Source organism: Haloarcula ordinaria, assembly GCF_029338275.1.
GTDB classification, from domain to species: Archaea; Halobacteriota; Halobacteria; order Halobacteriales; family Haloarculaceae; genus Haloarcula; species Haloarcula ordinaria.
Map to the genome: position 1 here is coordinate 3,125,647 of NZ_CP119789.1, position 13,975 is coordinate 3,139,621.

Annotated in this window: 14 protein-coding genes and 4 pseudogenes; 8 read left to right on the top strand and 10 right to left on the bottom strand. The window is 53.7% G+C overall.

What is annotated here, in order from left to right; translation table 11 throughout:
* The first annotated feature begins 66 nt into the window (after nucleotides 1-66).
* The gene (locus tag P1L41_RS16455; protein ID WP_276296805.1) at nucleotides 67-702 is read left to right on the top strand and encodes an IS6 family transposase; all 636 of its coding nucleotides are present in this window, start codon (nucleotides 67-69) and stop codon (nucleotides 700-702) included.
* A 418-nt stretch (nucleotides 703-1,120) separates the two neighbouring features.
* Here the strand turns inward: P1L41_RS16455 and P1L41_RS16460 are convergent.
* Nucleotides 1,121-1,947, bottom strand: a pseudogene (locus tag P1L41_RS16460) (IS5 family transposase).
* Here P1L41_RS16460 and P1L41_RS16465 point away from each other — a divergent pair.
* Complete coding sequence (locus P1L41_RS16465) at nucleotides 1,909-3,402, top strand: ATP-binding response regulator (RefSeq protein ID WP_276298477.1); 1,494 nt, start codon at nucleotides 1,909-1,911, stop codon at nucleotides 3,400-3,402. The pseudogene P1L41_RS16460 and the gene P1L41_RS16465 overlap by 39 nt on opposite strands.
* A gap of 87 nt (nucleotides 3,403-3,489) precedes the next feature.
* On the opposite strand, the gene P1L41_RS18765 is transcribed toward P1L41_RS16465, so the two are convergent.
* The 3 genes from P1L41_RS18765 to P1L41_RS16475 all read right to left on the bottom strand — a co-directional run bounded on the left by P1L41_RS18765 (nucleotide 3,490) and on the right by P1L41_RS16475 (nucleotide 4,252).
* Nucleotides 3,490-3,675: a DUF8106 domain-containing protein gene (locus P1L41_RS18765; protein ID WP_465260855.1), complete on the bottom strand. Its 186-nt coding sequence runs from the start codon at nucleotides 3,673-3,675 to the stop codon at nucleotides 3,490-3,492.
* Nucleotides 3,676-3,718: 43 nt separating this feature from the next.
* Nucleotides 3,719-3,937, bottom strand: coding sequence for a hypothetical protein (locus P1L41_RS16470; RefSeq protein WP_276298478.1), 219 nt, complete (start codon nucleotides 3,935-3,937; stop codon nucleotides 3,719-3,721).
* A gap of 162 nt (nucleotides 3,938-4,099) precedes the next feature.
* Nucleotides 4,100-4,252 (bottom strand): hypothetical protein, encoded by a 153-nt coding sequence (locus tag P1L41_RS16475; RefSeq protein ID WP_276296806.1) that lies wholly within the window; start codon nucleotides 4,250-4,252, stop codon nucleotides 4,100-4,102.
* Nucleotides 4,253-4,611: 359 nt separating this feature from the next.
* Between P1L41_RS16475 and P1L41_RS16480 the strand changes: the two genes are divergently transcribed.
* Nucleotides 4,612-4,878: a hypothetical protein gene (locus tag P1L41_RS16480; protein WP_276296807.1), complete on the top strand. Its 267-nt coding sequence runs from the start codon at nucleotides 4,612-4,614 to the stop codon at nucleotides 4,876-4,878.
* Nucleotides 4,879-4,889: 11 nt separating this feature from the next.
* Nucleotides 4,890-5,057 (top strand): hypothetical protein, encoded by a 168-nt coding sequence (locus P1L41_RS16485; protein WP_276296808.1) that lies wholly within the window; start codon nucleotides 4,890-4,892, stop codon nucleotides 5,055-5,057.
* A 73-nt stretch (nucleotides 5,058-5,130) separates the two neighbouring features.
* On the opposite strand, the gene P1L41_RS16490 is transcribed toward P1L41_RS16485, so the two are convergent.
* Both P1L41_RS16490 and P1L41_RS16495 read right to left on the bottom strand, forming a co-directional pair.
* Nucleotides 5,131-5,436, bottom strand: coding sequence for a HalOD1 output domain-containing protein (locus P1L41_RS16490; protein ID WP_276296809.1), 306 nt, complete (start codon nucleotides 5,434-5,436; stop codon nucleotides 5,131-5,133).
* Between the two features lie 166 nt (nucleotides 5,437-5,602).
* Nucleotides 5,603-6,106, bottom strand: a pseudogene (locus tag P1L41_RS16495) (transposase); the annotation flags it as partial.
* Nucleotides 6,107-6,275: 169 nt separating this feature from the next.
* Between P1L41_RS16495 and P1L41_RS16500 the strand changes: the two are divergent.
* The 4 genes and pseudogenes from P1L41_RS16500 to P1L41_RS16510 form a co-directional block, all read left to right on the top strand.
* Nucleotides 6,276-6,569: a hypothetical protein gene (locus tag P1L41_RS16500; protein ID WP_379789175.1), complete on the top strand. Its 294-nt coding sequence runs from the start codon at nucleotides 6,276-6,278 to the stop codon at nucleotides 6,567-6,569.
* A pseudogene (locus P1L41_RS18660) lies at nucleotides 6,554-6,652 on the top strand (hypothetical protein); the annotation flags it as partial. The gene P1L41_RS16500 and the pseudogene P1L41_RS18660, both read left to right, overlap by 16 nt.
* Before the next feature lie 111 nt (nucleotides 6,653-6,763).
* A complete protein-coding gene (locus tag P1L41_RS16505; protein ID WP_276296811.1) occupies nucleotides 6,764-8,239 on the top strand; it encodes a hypothetical protein in 1,476 nt (491 codons plus the stop codon).
* Nucleotides 8,240-8,261: 22 nt separating this feature from the next.
* Nucleotides 8,262-8,543 (top strand): annotated as a pseudogene (locus tag P1L41_RS16510) (tyrosine-type recombinase/integrase); the annotation flags it as partial.
* Between the two features lie 82 nt (nucleotides 8,544-8,625).
* Here the strand turns inward: P1L41_RS16510 and P1L41_RS16515 are convergent.
* The 4 genes from P1L41_RS16515 to P1L41_RS16530 all read right to left on the bottom strand — a co-directional run bounded on the left by P1L41_RS16515 (nucleotide 8,626) and on the right by P1L41_RS16530 (nucleotide 13,861).
* Nucleotides 8,626-9,687 (bottom strand): outer membrane protein assembly factor BamB family protein, encoded by a 1,062-nt coding sequence (locus P1L41_RS16515; protein ID WP_276296812.1) that lies wholly within the window; start codon nucleotides 9,685-9,687, stop codon nucleotides 8,626-8,628.
* Between the two features lie 293 nt (nucleotides 9,688-9,980).
* The gene (locus tag P1L41_RS16520; protein WP_276296813.1) at nucleotides 9,981-11,024 is read right to left on the bottom strand and encodes a hypothetical protein; all 1,044 of its coding nucleotides are present in this window, start codon (nucleotides 11,022-11,024) and stop codon (nucleotides 9,981-9,983) included.
* A 363-nt stretch (nucleotides 11,025-11,387) separates the two neighbouring features.
* Complete coding sequence (locus P1L41_RS16525; protein ID WP_276296814.1) at nucleotides 11,388-12,716, bottom strand: hypothetical protein; 1,329 nt, start codon at nucleotides 12,714-12,716, stop codon at nucleotides 11,388-11,390.
* Between the two features lie 323 nt (nucleotides 12,717-13,039).
* Nucleotides 13,040-13,861 (bottom strand): IS5 family transposase, encoded by an 822-nt coding sequence (locus P1L41_RS16530; RefSeq protein ID WP_276296815.1) that lies wholly within the window; start codon nucleotides 13,859-13,861, stop codon nucleotides 13,040-13,042.
* Nucleotides 13,862-13,975: the final 114 nt, after the last annotated feature.

The following is a 13,975-nucleotide window of genomic DNA, read 5'->3' on the forward strand; positions in this document are numbered from 1 at the left end:
TCCGGCGTCACGTAGGCGGTGTTTAGTTAAGCGTGAAAAGTGAGGCGGACGGATTTTGTGGTGCCTATGCCAAAAATCAGCCGCCTCAGCGGATGTAGAGACTGGATTGATTTGGATTTTGTGGAGCGCGAGCGGACACCCGAGCCGGCGATGGCGCTGGGTATCAAATCGCACGTTGCGGGACTCTCGCTGTCGGATACCGTCGAATTACTCGAAGATCTGGGTGTCCAACGATCGCGGAAAGCAATCCACGATTGGGTTCAGAAAGCCGATTTACAGCCCGAATCCGGTAAATCACCGAATCAGATTGCGCTTGACGAAACCGTGATTCGGATCAACGATCAGCAATTCTGGCTGTACGCCGCCGCCGATCCGCAGTCGAACGAACTGCTTCACGTCCGGCTCTTTGCGACGACTACGACCACCCTCACGGAAATTTTCTTGCACGAACTTCGGCAAAAACACGATGTCGAAACTGCTGTCTTTCTCGTCGATGGCGCTCAACACCTCCAAACTGCGCTCTCTCGAGCGGGATTCCGATTTCAGATGCGGCGCCACGGAAATCGGAACGCTGTCGAACGAATTTTTCGAGAGTTCAAGCGTCGAACCTCGTCGTTTTCAAACTGTTTCAGTCACGTCGACCCCGAAACAGCCGAAAATTGGTTGCAGACCTTCGCTCGCTGGCACAATGCTCCAAACTAAACACTACCGTCACGTACACAGCAGAAACTATTTTATTAATTAATCAATCTACCGGTGATAAATGAGACTGTACCGAGCAATGTCTTGACTCCTAATCTGGGAGATACTCTATGCAAGATACAGCCTCTGTATCGGTCACGCCGGTACTGACAGATGGCGAGTGGACTCTATGGGCGTGCTGTATTCACAGCGCCAGTCAATCACTGATATTTCGGAAGTCGATGCGGTGACGAATGGGGACAAAAACAGTCGGTCTGTCGGATGAATTTGCGACGGTGAAATTTACCGTATAGTTATTTGACTACTGAACGTTGGTAGTGTAATGACGGGTTCGATTCGACTTCTCCACGTCGAGGACGATCTTGAGTTTGCAGATTTGGCTGCGACGGCAGTGGTGAATCGCCAGACGTAGCTGATTTCACGGTTTGAGTGCCTGCTTGATGTTGTGAACCGCACACATCAGGACGAGTTCTCGGAATTCACCGTACCAGGTTCTCGCACGCACGGCGTCGCCGAGTGTGCGCTTGATCGTCGAGAAGACGGTCTCACACATCGCTCGTTGCCGGTAGCGAGCCCCATCGATCCGCGCGTTGTGCGCGTGATCGATGTGCCGGAACTCACGATGTTTGATCAGTGGTCTTACGCCCTCTTCGCGGAGTTTCTCGCGTAAATCCATCCAATCGTAGCCTTTGTCGGCAGCGAGGCTGGCGAGGTCGCCCGCGTTGCGGAGGGCGACCTGCCAGCCGAGTTGTGTGTCGTGGCGTTTCTCAGTCGTACAGTGAACGTCCAGAATGGCTTGGTTTTCTGTGTCGACGAGAGCTGCAGCTTTGAGCGTCTTGACGCGGTAATTCGTCCGACGGCAGTAGTGTTTGCTCGCGTGTTCGCGGTCGAAGAACGTCGCGTCGATGGCGGCGTGACCGCTCGGGTCGTGCAGCTGCGCCGAGAGGCGCAGCAGCACTCGCCAGAGTGCTGTCTTGATTCTATCAAACCACTTGACTAGCGTGGAGTGGTCGGGGAGATCGGCCGCGTCAAGGCCGATCTCCGCGAGTATTTGTGGCATCTCGCTCAGCAAATCGAGTGCTTCTCGGTAGGATTTCTCCAGGTAAACCCGCAGACAGTGCAGCGACACCACCGCATACTCGGCGAAGCCGCCACCCCTTCGGGGGCGGCGACTTCGCCTCGTTCACCAACAGCATTTTTAGCTAACTGAACGACTTTACTCGTGAAGCGGGAGATCTTAGACATGAATCATCGACGGTTTCCCGCTTCAACTTCCTCGTTCTAACGGTCGAAGCCGCCGTCGTCCAGCGATTCACCAGAGCCGCTGCGACATATCTTGAACGTGAGAACGATCGCTTTCGGATCACCACGGTACCCGATGCCAGTGCTGGGCGTGAAATGCTCACCGACGAAGTGTTCGACTGTGTGGTCTCCGACTACGATTTGCCTGGACAAAACGGAATCGTGTTTCTTCGCACCGTCCGTGAACAATTCCCCGATCTTCCGTTTATTTTGTATACAGGGAAGGGATCTGAGGAAGTCGCGATGGAGGCCATCTCTGCAGGCGTTACAGACTATCTTCAAAAAGAGAGTGGGACTGATCAGTACACCGTCTTAGCCAACCGGATCACCAATGCCGTCGAATCGCACCGGTCAGAACAGAAACTGGCCGAACAGAACCGTGACCTCCAGCGGTACAAACAGATGATAAACTCGATGAACGAGGCCGCCTGTATCTACGACGAGTCCGGACGCTTCGTGGTCGTAAACGAATATCTGGCTAACTGGTACAACACCACCAAAGAACAGCTCAAAGGCCAGAAAAGTAGGTTGATCCCGATTATACGTGATCAGTCTGCCGACAGCGATCCCTACCAGGCCCTTCTTGACGGTCGGCGCGAACAACTGTCGGGGGAAGTCGAAGTCGAATTTTCCCACCGAGGAGATGTTGTGTTAGAGTATCGGTTGGTCCGCCTCACTGTAGATGGGGTGCTTGAAGGAATCGTCGGTGTCGCCCGTGATATCACCGAACACAAAGATCGTGAGCGAAAACTTCGCCGAGAGCGGGACCGTCTTGACGAGTTTGCGGGTGTCGTCAGTCACGACATCCAGAACCCACTGACCGTAGCGAAAGGTCGTTTAGAGCTCGCAAAAGGAGAGTGTGACAGCGATCATCTTGCTGGACTCGGGACCGCATTAGACCGTATTACGCGAATTACTGAGGATGTCCTCTGGCTGGCGCGAGAAGGACGAGCCATCGGTGCGGTGGATGCTGTTATGGTGGCCCATACGATAGACAAAGCTTGGGACATTGTCGGAGAGCAGACAGAGCACGCCGAGTTACACTACGCAGACGAGACGGTTTCCTCACTCTCTGTTGAAGCAGACGATGATCGACTGTGCCAACTCTTCGAAAACCTGTTCGGAAACGCGATTAAACACGGTGGAGCAGACACAACGGTCACAGTCGGTGCGCTGGACAATGGCTTCTATATCGAAGACGATGGGCCTGGTATCCCCGAAGAGAGACGTACTGACGTGTTTAGCGCCGGCTACTCAACCGACGAGGAAGGAACGGGATTCGGGTTGAGCATCGTCGAGCGGGTGGTCGAAGCTCACGGATGGGAAATCAACCTGACAGAGAGTGCTGAGGGTGGTGCCAGATTCGAGATTACTGGAATTGAACTCACTACTGCATAGACGTTCTGTATCTTGCACGGCAGTTCTGTCATAACAGAGGATATCAACAAAGCAGATGTTTCGAAGCGTCGCTGATTCGCGATCGGGTTAGAGTTGTGCCTGGTCCACAACGATGTCCCCACAGCGGGGACAGAGGAGTCGGTGGCGAGCGGTCGAATCATCGTCGATCCAGTCACCGTCAGCGGGACTTTCATGTTCGCACGTCGGGCAGAAGAGCAGTGTCTTTGCCTGACGGCAAGTAGGGTCGTTGGAGGAGGGGTCTGTCAGAGTCATATCCGTGGGGAATGGGTTTGACCGACGGCGGCACACAGGGCGTTCAGGACGACGAGCGCACCAACGACATGCGGCGCTCGATGACGACGTCGTGGCCGTAGTCGCCCCGGCGGTACTGGTCGTAGAGGTTCTCGACAGCCGGGAAGTCAGTCGTCCATTCGGTGTAGTGGACGAGATCGCCGACGTTGTAGCACAGTCGCCACTGGCCGTGTGTGGGCGCTGAGCTGGTCGCAGTACGCTCGGAGCCTAGTGCCTGGGCCATCTTCATCTCACCTCCCGTCGGATGCGTACAGCCTTGGATGCCAGGCGAGCCGAGGTGGCGCAGGTCCTCGTGGGGCACGGCGAACGTCATGAGGTCCGCGCTGCTGACGGCCATCGCGAGTCTGCGCCGTCGCTCACGGTCACCGATCAATTCCTCGAGGCGCTAGACGGTCTCGTCGGCGAGGTCGGCGACGAGGACGCCGGTCACTGCCTGGGCGTCCTCGTGGACGGTACAGACGAGCAGCCACGGCTCACTGTCGGCCGTGGTGATCGCGACCGTCTCGCCGACCTCTGGGAGGGGAGCGTCGGGTGTCATCGGCCACCTCCGACTGCGAACTGAGTGATGGCAGAATACTTATTGGATAGTCTCGCCAACATCGAGAGTGGGCCCTGGTTCCCGCTCGTGTAGTTGCCCACCAGCTCTCCTTGACCCAGAGTTGATCCCCGCGGGTCTGGGGCCCGTTTCGGCACGACCCCTCTGGTTTCTCGGCTCATGCGGCCCCACCTGGTGGCGTTTCAGTCGTCGCTGGACAACTCCGTCCGAGATGGATAGCGAGCGACGCCTGTTCAGGAGATCGGCACCACAGTACGGGCAGGCCGTCGCGACGACGACATTCGAGCCTTCGCGTTCTTCGATAGCCATCACTGCCCACCTCCGTCGGTGACCAGCGGATCGTGCCCGACCACGTTCGCCAACGACTCACCCAACGCCCGCTGTTCCTCGGCGTCGACGGTGAAGCGGCGGCCCACTACTGGGACAGCTACGAGCGCGCCCTGGTGATCGTCAAGGACACCGTTGCCGAGAAAGTCGAGCTGACCGAGATCCCCTTCAAGACGCTGGGGCAGTGGTGCGAGTACACGCGTGAGGAGCGTGGCTGGGCCGTCGGACCGCACGTCGACGGCTCGCTCGTGGGCGAACTCGTGAGAGGGCCCGACGCATAAACGGTCGTTCCATGGCTGACGCGAATGGCTTCGTCTACGAGTCCATCCGTGGTCCCAAATGGAAGGTCGAGTTCGACCGACGGAGTGGTGGTGGCTTCGAGCGTGTCGAAGCGGTGTGGACTGGGTGTGGCTGGCGCGTCACCGGGCGGGAAGTCGTGACGACGATGCGGCGGATCTGACCGTTCCGGACCCACGGACTTCATCGAAACTGTCTCGTCCTGAATCGTTTGCTTCGTAGATCAGCGGCCTCTCTCAAAGAGAAGTCGTGTTAGGTGCTGATAGATGCAAAAACGGGACCAGATCGGTTCGCTGTGTCGCGTCACAGACGCGGATGAAGCCGTCGGAGCGGACGAATACGTTCCAAGGATCTACCTGAAAACTGAGAACAGTGTCTCCGTCTGTGGTTCTGTCATGGGGATCAAACAGAGCGTTGAGTGCAGCCGGGTCAACATGCTCACTTATCGGCGGGAGATCGACTGGATCGATATCAGCAGCATCCGCCAGCGCCGTAACAATGGCCTGTACCGGAGAGTGATTATTTTCAGTCTCGTACTCCACGTCAACGACTGGCACTCACCCTCGATAGACGGTTAGTTCCCCAGTGTCTCCCATACAATCTCGACAGTACTACGACATAAAAAACCGACGTAAAATACGAAATGTTGCCTCTGTTGAAATACTATTAGTTCGACACATATCCCCTGAAACAGCCGTTCGGTAGAACTGCGATCTGTGAGTCGTATTTTCTGGTCGTCGTCACGTACAGATCGAGGATAGCATTCGCTCTTGTGTCTACGAGGAGCGTGACTTTCAACTGTTGACTCGTCAACTTCGTTCGCTTCGTATAGTGTTTCGAGGCGTGACTCCGGTCGAACCCGGAGGCGTCAATCCCGACGACACCGTTGGTCGGAAGGAGTGTGACCGAGAGGTTGAGCAGGACGCGCCATACGGTCATATCGAGGCGATTGAACGCCTTACACAATGTCGAGGGTGAGGGGAGTTCCGTCAGATCGACGGCGCTCCGAATACGGGGCATCTCGATAAGTTCGTCAAGAAGCGTCCGGTACGTCGTATTCTTCCGTATCTTGAGACAGAGCAAGACGATGTGTTGATGAAGTGTGTACCGGCGTTTCGAGAACTTCGACGAGTAGTGGGCAACAGCTCGCCGAGCCAAGTGATACGCCTGCTCAACGAACCGAAGCAACTGCGACTTTGGGAGGGCCTGCATCCGGTCAGACTACCGGACGAACCTGTAACTATCCGAGGATTTGAACAGAGCCGTACGGCGGTAGATTTATTTCTACACCAAATTGACAGATTGTATGGGTTCGGGACAAGTGACTGCAATTGGGCTGGTGATCCTCGTTTTGCTCTCCGGCTGTTCTGGATTCGTCGGAATGGACCAAACTGAACCAACCCAGTCAGTGTCGACTGGAGTGGACGATGGGCCGACTGAGGAATCAGCAGCCGAGACGGAAAGTAGTGCTGCTACATCTACAACAACACCAACATCGGTAGACTCCGATGATGACGGACTACATGACCGGCGTGAGGCCGAACTCGGAACTGACCCAAACGAGGCTGATACAGACGATGATGGTCTCACTGATCTCCGTGAGGTGACTGAGCCAAAACAGACCCCAATTCGGCAGATACCGATAATGATGGGCTTGACGATGCTGCCGAACTGAAGGGTGACACAGACCCACGTAAGCGCGATACAGACAACGATGGACTCGCTGACGGTGCCGAGATCGAGCGCGGTACTAACCCAACCATTCGGGATACCGATGGTGACAATCTCCTTGATGGTTGGGAGGTCCATAGCGACGTCTATCCAGACGCGAATCCACTGTACAAGGATATTTACGTCGAGATTGACTACATGAAGAGCTACTCGCTCCCTGACGATGAGCGAGCGCTAATCAAGTCCAAGTTCGCCGACGCGCCGGTCTCGAATCCGAACGGAACGAACGGAATCAACCTCCATCTTATTAGGAGCGACCAGGTCCCGTACACTCGTACGCTTGGAGGCCTAAGGACAGATGAATACGAGAACAAATACTTTGACCATAACGGGCAAGCATACCATTACGCGATTTTAGTTGACCGGAGTTCACTCTCAGAGTCTGTCGATGGTGGCGGCGCTGAGGGTATAATGCACGTTTCAGGGACCGTCGACGACACACGCATGGGGACCACGTTCATACATGAACTTGGCCACTCAATGGGCCTGATGCCTGATGTATACCGTGGCATTGACACCACCGACGTTCCGTTCGACGAATACCCCAGTGTTCTGAATTACAACGCTCCCCCGGACCACTATAGCTACACCTCGGAGGCCGTCTCCGACGCTGGCTTTGACGACTGGAAGTATATCGAGAAGGAGATGTTTACTCCATCAACTCGGCTCATGCCGGGACCCGATGCTCTGGATCAATGTGTTGGCGGTTCGTTCGCAGGGGGCGATGGATCCACCAGCAATCCGTACCGGATCGAGACACTCCACCAGCTCGAGTGTATCGGCGTCGACTCTGATGCGAATTATAAACTCGTCTCGGATATCGACGCAACGTGGCGGAATGGGTTCGACCCGACACCACGATTCTCTGGAACACTCGACGGAAACGGCCACACAGTTCGTGGACTTACTGTCCACCGGTCGGACAGTGCCGGTGGGATCGTCAAGACACTCAACGGCGGAACGATTAAGCGACTCCATCTTCGGAATGTCTCCGTCCGCGGACAGGACAATGTCGGGGGCGTAGCCAGCACCTCAAGCGGCACGATCACGCAGGTTACTGTTACAGGGAGTATCCGCGGAGAGCGTGGTGTTGGAGGTATCGCTGGCGTTGTTGCCGAGCCGAATGCTAATTACCGGGTTGGCGAGATATCTGCCGTCGAAGTGAATGCCACAGTCGTTGGTGAATACAGCGTTGGCGGTCTCGCCGGTAACAGTATCGGTAACGTGACCAATTCAGCGGTCTTCGGTAGCGTCCGTGGCGAGTCCTCGGTTGGCGGGCTGGTAGGAATGAACTATGCACCAGGTCGGGTCGCTTCCTCGTTTACTGCCGCGACTGTTAGCGGCGAAGAGCACGTGGGTGGTGCCGTCGGTCGGAACTACGAGAATGGCCCGGTCGAGGATGTCTACTGGAACGCTGACGCCACTGACCAGTCAGCGTCGGCCGGGAGCCCCACGTCAAACGGACTCTCAACGAACGAGATGACTGGAGAAGCCGCCGCAGAGAGTATGTCTGGCGTTGATTTCAGCGGGCCATGGATTACAACCGACGCCTATCCCGTGCTTGACTGGCTATCAGAGCGTGTCACCCGCGAGATGCGTATTAGATCGTCTTGAAATCACTCTTGCCATCATTGGGCTGCCACTAACAGGCCCCGGCGTGGGGCCACGCTCAGTCTATTGGTTGGTCTGTCGGACGGCCGAGCGTGCAGCTCAAGAAACTGGCGACCAGGACTTCGAGAAGGTGAGCACGCACGATCTCCGCCGCCGGTTCGCCCAGCGGCTGCTCGTCGACCAGCAGATGAACCCGCGCGTCGTGATGGCCGTCGGCGGCTGGGACAGTTTCGCCGCCATCGAGCCGTATCTGAACGCGCCGAGCGAGGATGTCATCGACGATGCGTTCGCTGATATCGGGTTGTGAAGCGGGCATTGTTGAAACCTTCATTGGCTGATTCTTTTATTGGTCGTGCTGAATCAAGAGGTTCTATCAGCATCGGATATGTCTAGCGCTCTGTGAGTGCGTACACGTTTTCATCATTGCTCCCGAGATAGATTGTACCATCCTTCACCGCCGGTGAGGACCACACCTCATCACCCGTTTGGAACGACCACTGTTTGGTTCCATTCTCGGCGTCGATTGCGTACATGTTGCCGTCGCTACTCCCGACGTATACCGTGCTATCTGCCACTGTAGGTGAGGATTCAACCACGTCTTTCGTCTGGAAGGACCACTGCTCCGTCCCGTTATCGGCGTTAATCGCGTACAGGTTGTCGTCAATGCATCCGACATAAACTCTGCCATCCTTCACCGCTGGTGAGGACCATACCTCATCACCCGTTTGGAACGACCACTGTTTGGTTCCATTCTCGGCATCGATAGCGTACACGTTGGAATCCTTACTCCCGACGTAGACCGTGCCATCCACCACTGCCGGTCTAGACTGTATCTCACCATCCGTCCGATAGGACCACTTTTCAGTCCCGTTCTTGGCGTTTATCGCGTACAAGTTGGAGTCCTCACTTCCGATATAGACGGTACTATCGACTACAGTCGGCGAAGAGTCCACCCAGTCGCCAGTTGGGAAGGACCACTGTTCGATCCCGTTTTCGGCGTTGATCGCGTACACGTTGGAATCCTGACTCCCAACATAGACTGTCTCATCTTTCACTACCGGCGAGGATTCAACTGGAGCACCCGTAGGAGAGGACCATTGTTCGATTCCATCTGCAGCGCTGATGGCATACACGTTGGTGTCGTAGCTCCCAACATAGACGGTTCCACCCACCACAGTCGGTGAGGATACCACCTCGGCGGTTGTCTGGAAGGACCATCGTTGGATTCCATCCTTGTCGTCGATTGCGTATATCGTGGCGTCGTCGCTCCCAACGTAAACGCTGCCCCCCCTTACCGCCGGCGAAGAGACCACTGAACCTTCCGTTTGGAAGGTCCATTTTTGAGATACGTCTCCGGTTATTGAGTCTACTGGAGTCCCTCTCACACATCCGGCGATCGAAATGGTTGTCAGTGTTCCAAAAGAGGTGAGGAAGTCTCGACGTCTTGCCATTAATGACTCACTGAATCCGGCATCATTTAATTTTTTGCTAGTCAGCAAGTGGCTAAAATTTCTATCCAGAATGGGATCTGTGCCTAATGAATAGTGAGCATTTTGAGGTCAAAAACTATTCAGTCAGCAGCAGAAGCTAGATCTTCCGACAGTCAGAATGATGCCACCGCACGTACGACGATCTGGCTGGCACAGTCTTGGTTCTCTTGGCGATGAGGCGCAGTAGACCGGTCAAACACGGCCCCGATGCCAAATTTCGAGAAACAAAAACATTTCCTAAATATCACATCTCATCACGTCGGATTGAGAATCCAATCAGAAACCACACACACTGAGCCTGACAGAGTTACATCATGTCCCGAAAACGGGACCGGAGAATTCGGCATGGCGTCACTGTTTGTAAATTTATATGTGGTACCATATGATTCAGATGTCGCCCCCAGATATGGCCGTTCGTTTGAATAACCGACATCTGCCCACTCAAATAATTTCTTAATATATTCTTCCGAATCACTCCTGTCGTCGAATTTGATGCATAAGTAATTAATGTAGAATGTCCATTTGCGATCCCCACTATACTCTGGTAAATTACTTTTTGCATACGCAACTGGGGGCGTATAACTTTCTAATGAAGGACTTGTCCAGCCATAGGCCTGATATGTATCTACCGGAATCTCAGGACCCTGATCTAATTTCCATTCCTTGACGCCTGAAGTGGGGATTTTTGCTTTCGGATACACTGTCCTAACCGCCTCTTTCGCGGACGAGGCTGAAATGTCTGCTACCGTCTCCTCTAGCGTTACATTCCGTTCTGCATTGATCTTATGAACTGAGTTATTGGATTCATGTTCGCCGGCAAGACGAACAATTGGTGGCCAGATATTCTCGAACTCAGACGATGTCATCGTTTCTCCAGTCCGAAGTTGTTCTTTAAGAGCTGCGACTGGGTCTTCGTAAGCATCCGGATCTTTGATACCGGTCTGCAAATAGAGATTTCCGGAAACAGTGACTGCATAGTATGGTTCAATCCCAGAATCTCCTCCTACCTTGAGTGATATGATGAGCCACGGATTGGGGCACTGATCAATCTCAAATTCTTCTACCAGATTTTCCGCAGGTAGAATCGACTTCATCAATTCGTATCGTTTTTTTGCAGCGTAGTTTGTTTCGTACTCCTCAAGGTGCTTGCGAGAAAACCAACCACCATCAGAGTCAATTTTATCAGTACTCATTAAGTCATTGATATTGAGGAAGGTGACTGGACGAAGCCGTTCTACAATAGTAGGGAGTTTATTGATAGAGCCGACATCTGCATCTGGGGCGTTCAGTTCGTCCACTTTGTTCGAGCCCCCACCTTGTATTTCCCAGCAACGTAGGGATAGTAGTTGTACGGGCGCAATGGGACGCTTTCAGTCGCCACTTTCGCCTCATCAATTGAGATTAGAGTCGGTGTATCCGTCGGTGTCGAGGTCACTGATTCGACCGCAACAGTTTCTGCGGGATTATCAGTATCCGCCGCCCTGGACGAAGAGTCTGCACATCCCGCTAGGGAGAGAATTCCACTCGTAGCGGCCGCTTTCAGGAAATGCCTCCGACCAATCATATTTTCTACCTTTCGAACGACATTTTTTATATTTTTCGAGAATCAATAATGCCGTGCAGTTGGAACAGGATGACTGTGGTCGTAACTGGCCCATATCTCAGAGTTCGAAGACATAGGCTGCACCAGACTTTTCAACACCAGACGTATGCTCATCCCTCGATCCGACAACCGCGTAACGTCCGTTCCCAGCGACACTCCCGTCGCTCATTCGATCAGCAGGATCGCCTCCTGCCGGAGCTAGTTTCCTCGTATATTCATACGAGCGATTATCTTCATGCAGGATATACGCCCCACCGCCTTTTTCGATCTCTTCGAAGGGATTACAAACCAAAGCTACTGCCCCGTCACTCGAGACGTCGATACTATAGCCAAAGTTGTAGCTATGTTCTGGCTTGGGGCCAGGCACAACCTCTCGCTGGCTCCAGCTACGATCCTGGGTGAACACGTACACTGCCCCGATATTATTCGAGTCGTCGATCATCATCTCACCCCCGACTAGTACTTTATCCCCAGAATGGGTTATAGCGATATCTCCTCCACCGAACATTCTGGGGTTTCCATCAATATATGCCTCCTGAGACCATGTGCCCTCAGATTTTCTGAAAATATAGCCAGTGTCATACCACTTCCCACCTTTTCGATATGAGGAACGTTCTCGTACGGCAATCGTGGACCCATCTCCTGATATTTCTACCTTAGAAATGTACTGTCCACCGCTTTCCCGACTTGGTTCTAAAGTAGCCTCTTGAGACCAATCCCCGGAATCAGTCCGCTGAAACACGTACAGACTTTCAATTCTCTCTTCCTCCCGATCGAGCGCACCCTCAAGGACCAGCGTATCACCGGATCCTGAGAGAGCGATCGAATACGAATAGGTCTGGAAAACAGTCTCCCTCTCCCACGATTGATTGGACTTGCGATAGATGTACACCGCGCCTTCTTTGGATGCGTTTTTAGGCGTACGTCCTGGCGCGGTTATGGCGATGGTTGACCCATCATCTGATATCTCGAGATCATCGCCCAAGCCGTCCTCTCTTTTCGGATTTGGTAGCGTAATTTTCTGGTCGTTCGACCAGGCCTTTTCCTCTCGATTGTAGATTTCTGCATAGCCCGTTTTAGGGACACCACCCACGGTACCCCTACCCGTCCCGACCACAATCTCGTCACCGTCGTTTGAGATGGCATTAGATTGGCCAAACATATCGTCCTCTCTCACATCAGATGGTTCGAGTTTCTGGGTCTCCTTAATCCGCTCCAAATCCGAAATAGCTCTCAGTGACTCGTTCTCTTCTCCCTCCGAAGTAGTCTCAATCGTACTCGGTTTTCCTTCCGAGGCGGTCGGATTCAGCGACGAACAGCCAGCCAATGAGACTGAGAGTCCAACGCCAGCTTTGAACAAAAACGATCGACGGTCATCTCGTGGCATCATTTCGAATTGTCTGGAAAGTAGTAAATATTCGCATTTCAAAAAGGTAACTATATCCTGAAAGTAACCATTTTGGCCCTGTTGAAATCCCATTGTATCGACACCTTTCTCGCTGAACAGTCGTTAAGTAGGTGAGGAAACCTAACAACAACACAAAATATTCACTCGCTATCCGGAATAGCGTACTCGTGAGTAGATTCAGTCCGGTTGTCTGGGGAAGCGCCCTTATTGCACTCGCTATTATCGTAATAGCTCTCTATCGGTTGTATAATAATAGACGAGTGCAGAGTTGAGGTGTATGATTAACTCTCCGCCTCCATTTGTCAGAGTGTCTTATTGATGTTATGAGTGAGACAACCGATTACGAGTTCACGGAACTGCTTCCACCAGAGTCGTGAGCGGACGAATGCGCCATATTTCCGTTTGAGGCGAGAGTTCACCGTCTCGTTCTGACTACGTTGGCCGTAGAGGTCAGCATCCTGCCGAGCGTTCCACGCCTTGTGGAGCGGGGAAAACTCTCGGTGCTTGATGAGTGGACGAACCCCGTCTTCACGGGCTAACGCACGAATTTTCTGGTCGTCGTATCCCTTGTCACCGAGGAGAACCGCTACTTCCCCGGTATTCCGCTTGATGAGCGACGGCGCTATCTTCGAGTCGTGTTTTCGTGTCGTCGTTACGTGTACGTCGAGAATCGAGTTCGACCTTGTTTCCACGAGAAGCGTGACCTTCAACTGCTGAATCGTCAACTTCGCTCGCTTCGTATAGTGTTTCGAGGCGTGACTCCGGTCGAACCCCGAGGCATCAATCCCGACGACACCGTTGGTCGGAAGGAGTGCAACCGAGAGGTTGAGCAGGACGCGCCAAACCGCCATATCGAGGCGATTGAACGCCTTACACAACGTCGAGGTGGATGGGAGTTCCTCCAGTTCGATGGCCCTCCGAATCCGAGGCAGCTCGATGAGTTCGTCAAGCAGGGTTCGGTACGACGTATTCTTTCGCACCTTGAGACAGAGCAGGACGATGTGCTGGTGAAGTGTGTACCGCCGTTTCGAGAATTTCGAAGAGTAGCGGGCAAGAGCTCGCCGAGCCAAGTGATACGCCTGCTCAACGAATCGAAGCAACTGCGACTTTGGGAGGGCCTGCATTCGGTCACATTATTGCTCGACCCTGTAACTCTCTGAGGGTTTCAACAGAGCCGAACGTAATAAACAGAGTATCATGATGGATACACCCTCTATATTCAGCAAACCACTCTTATC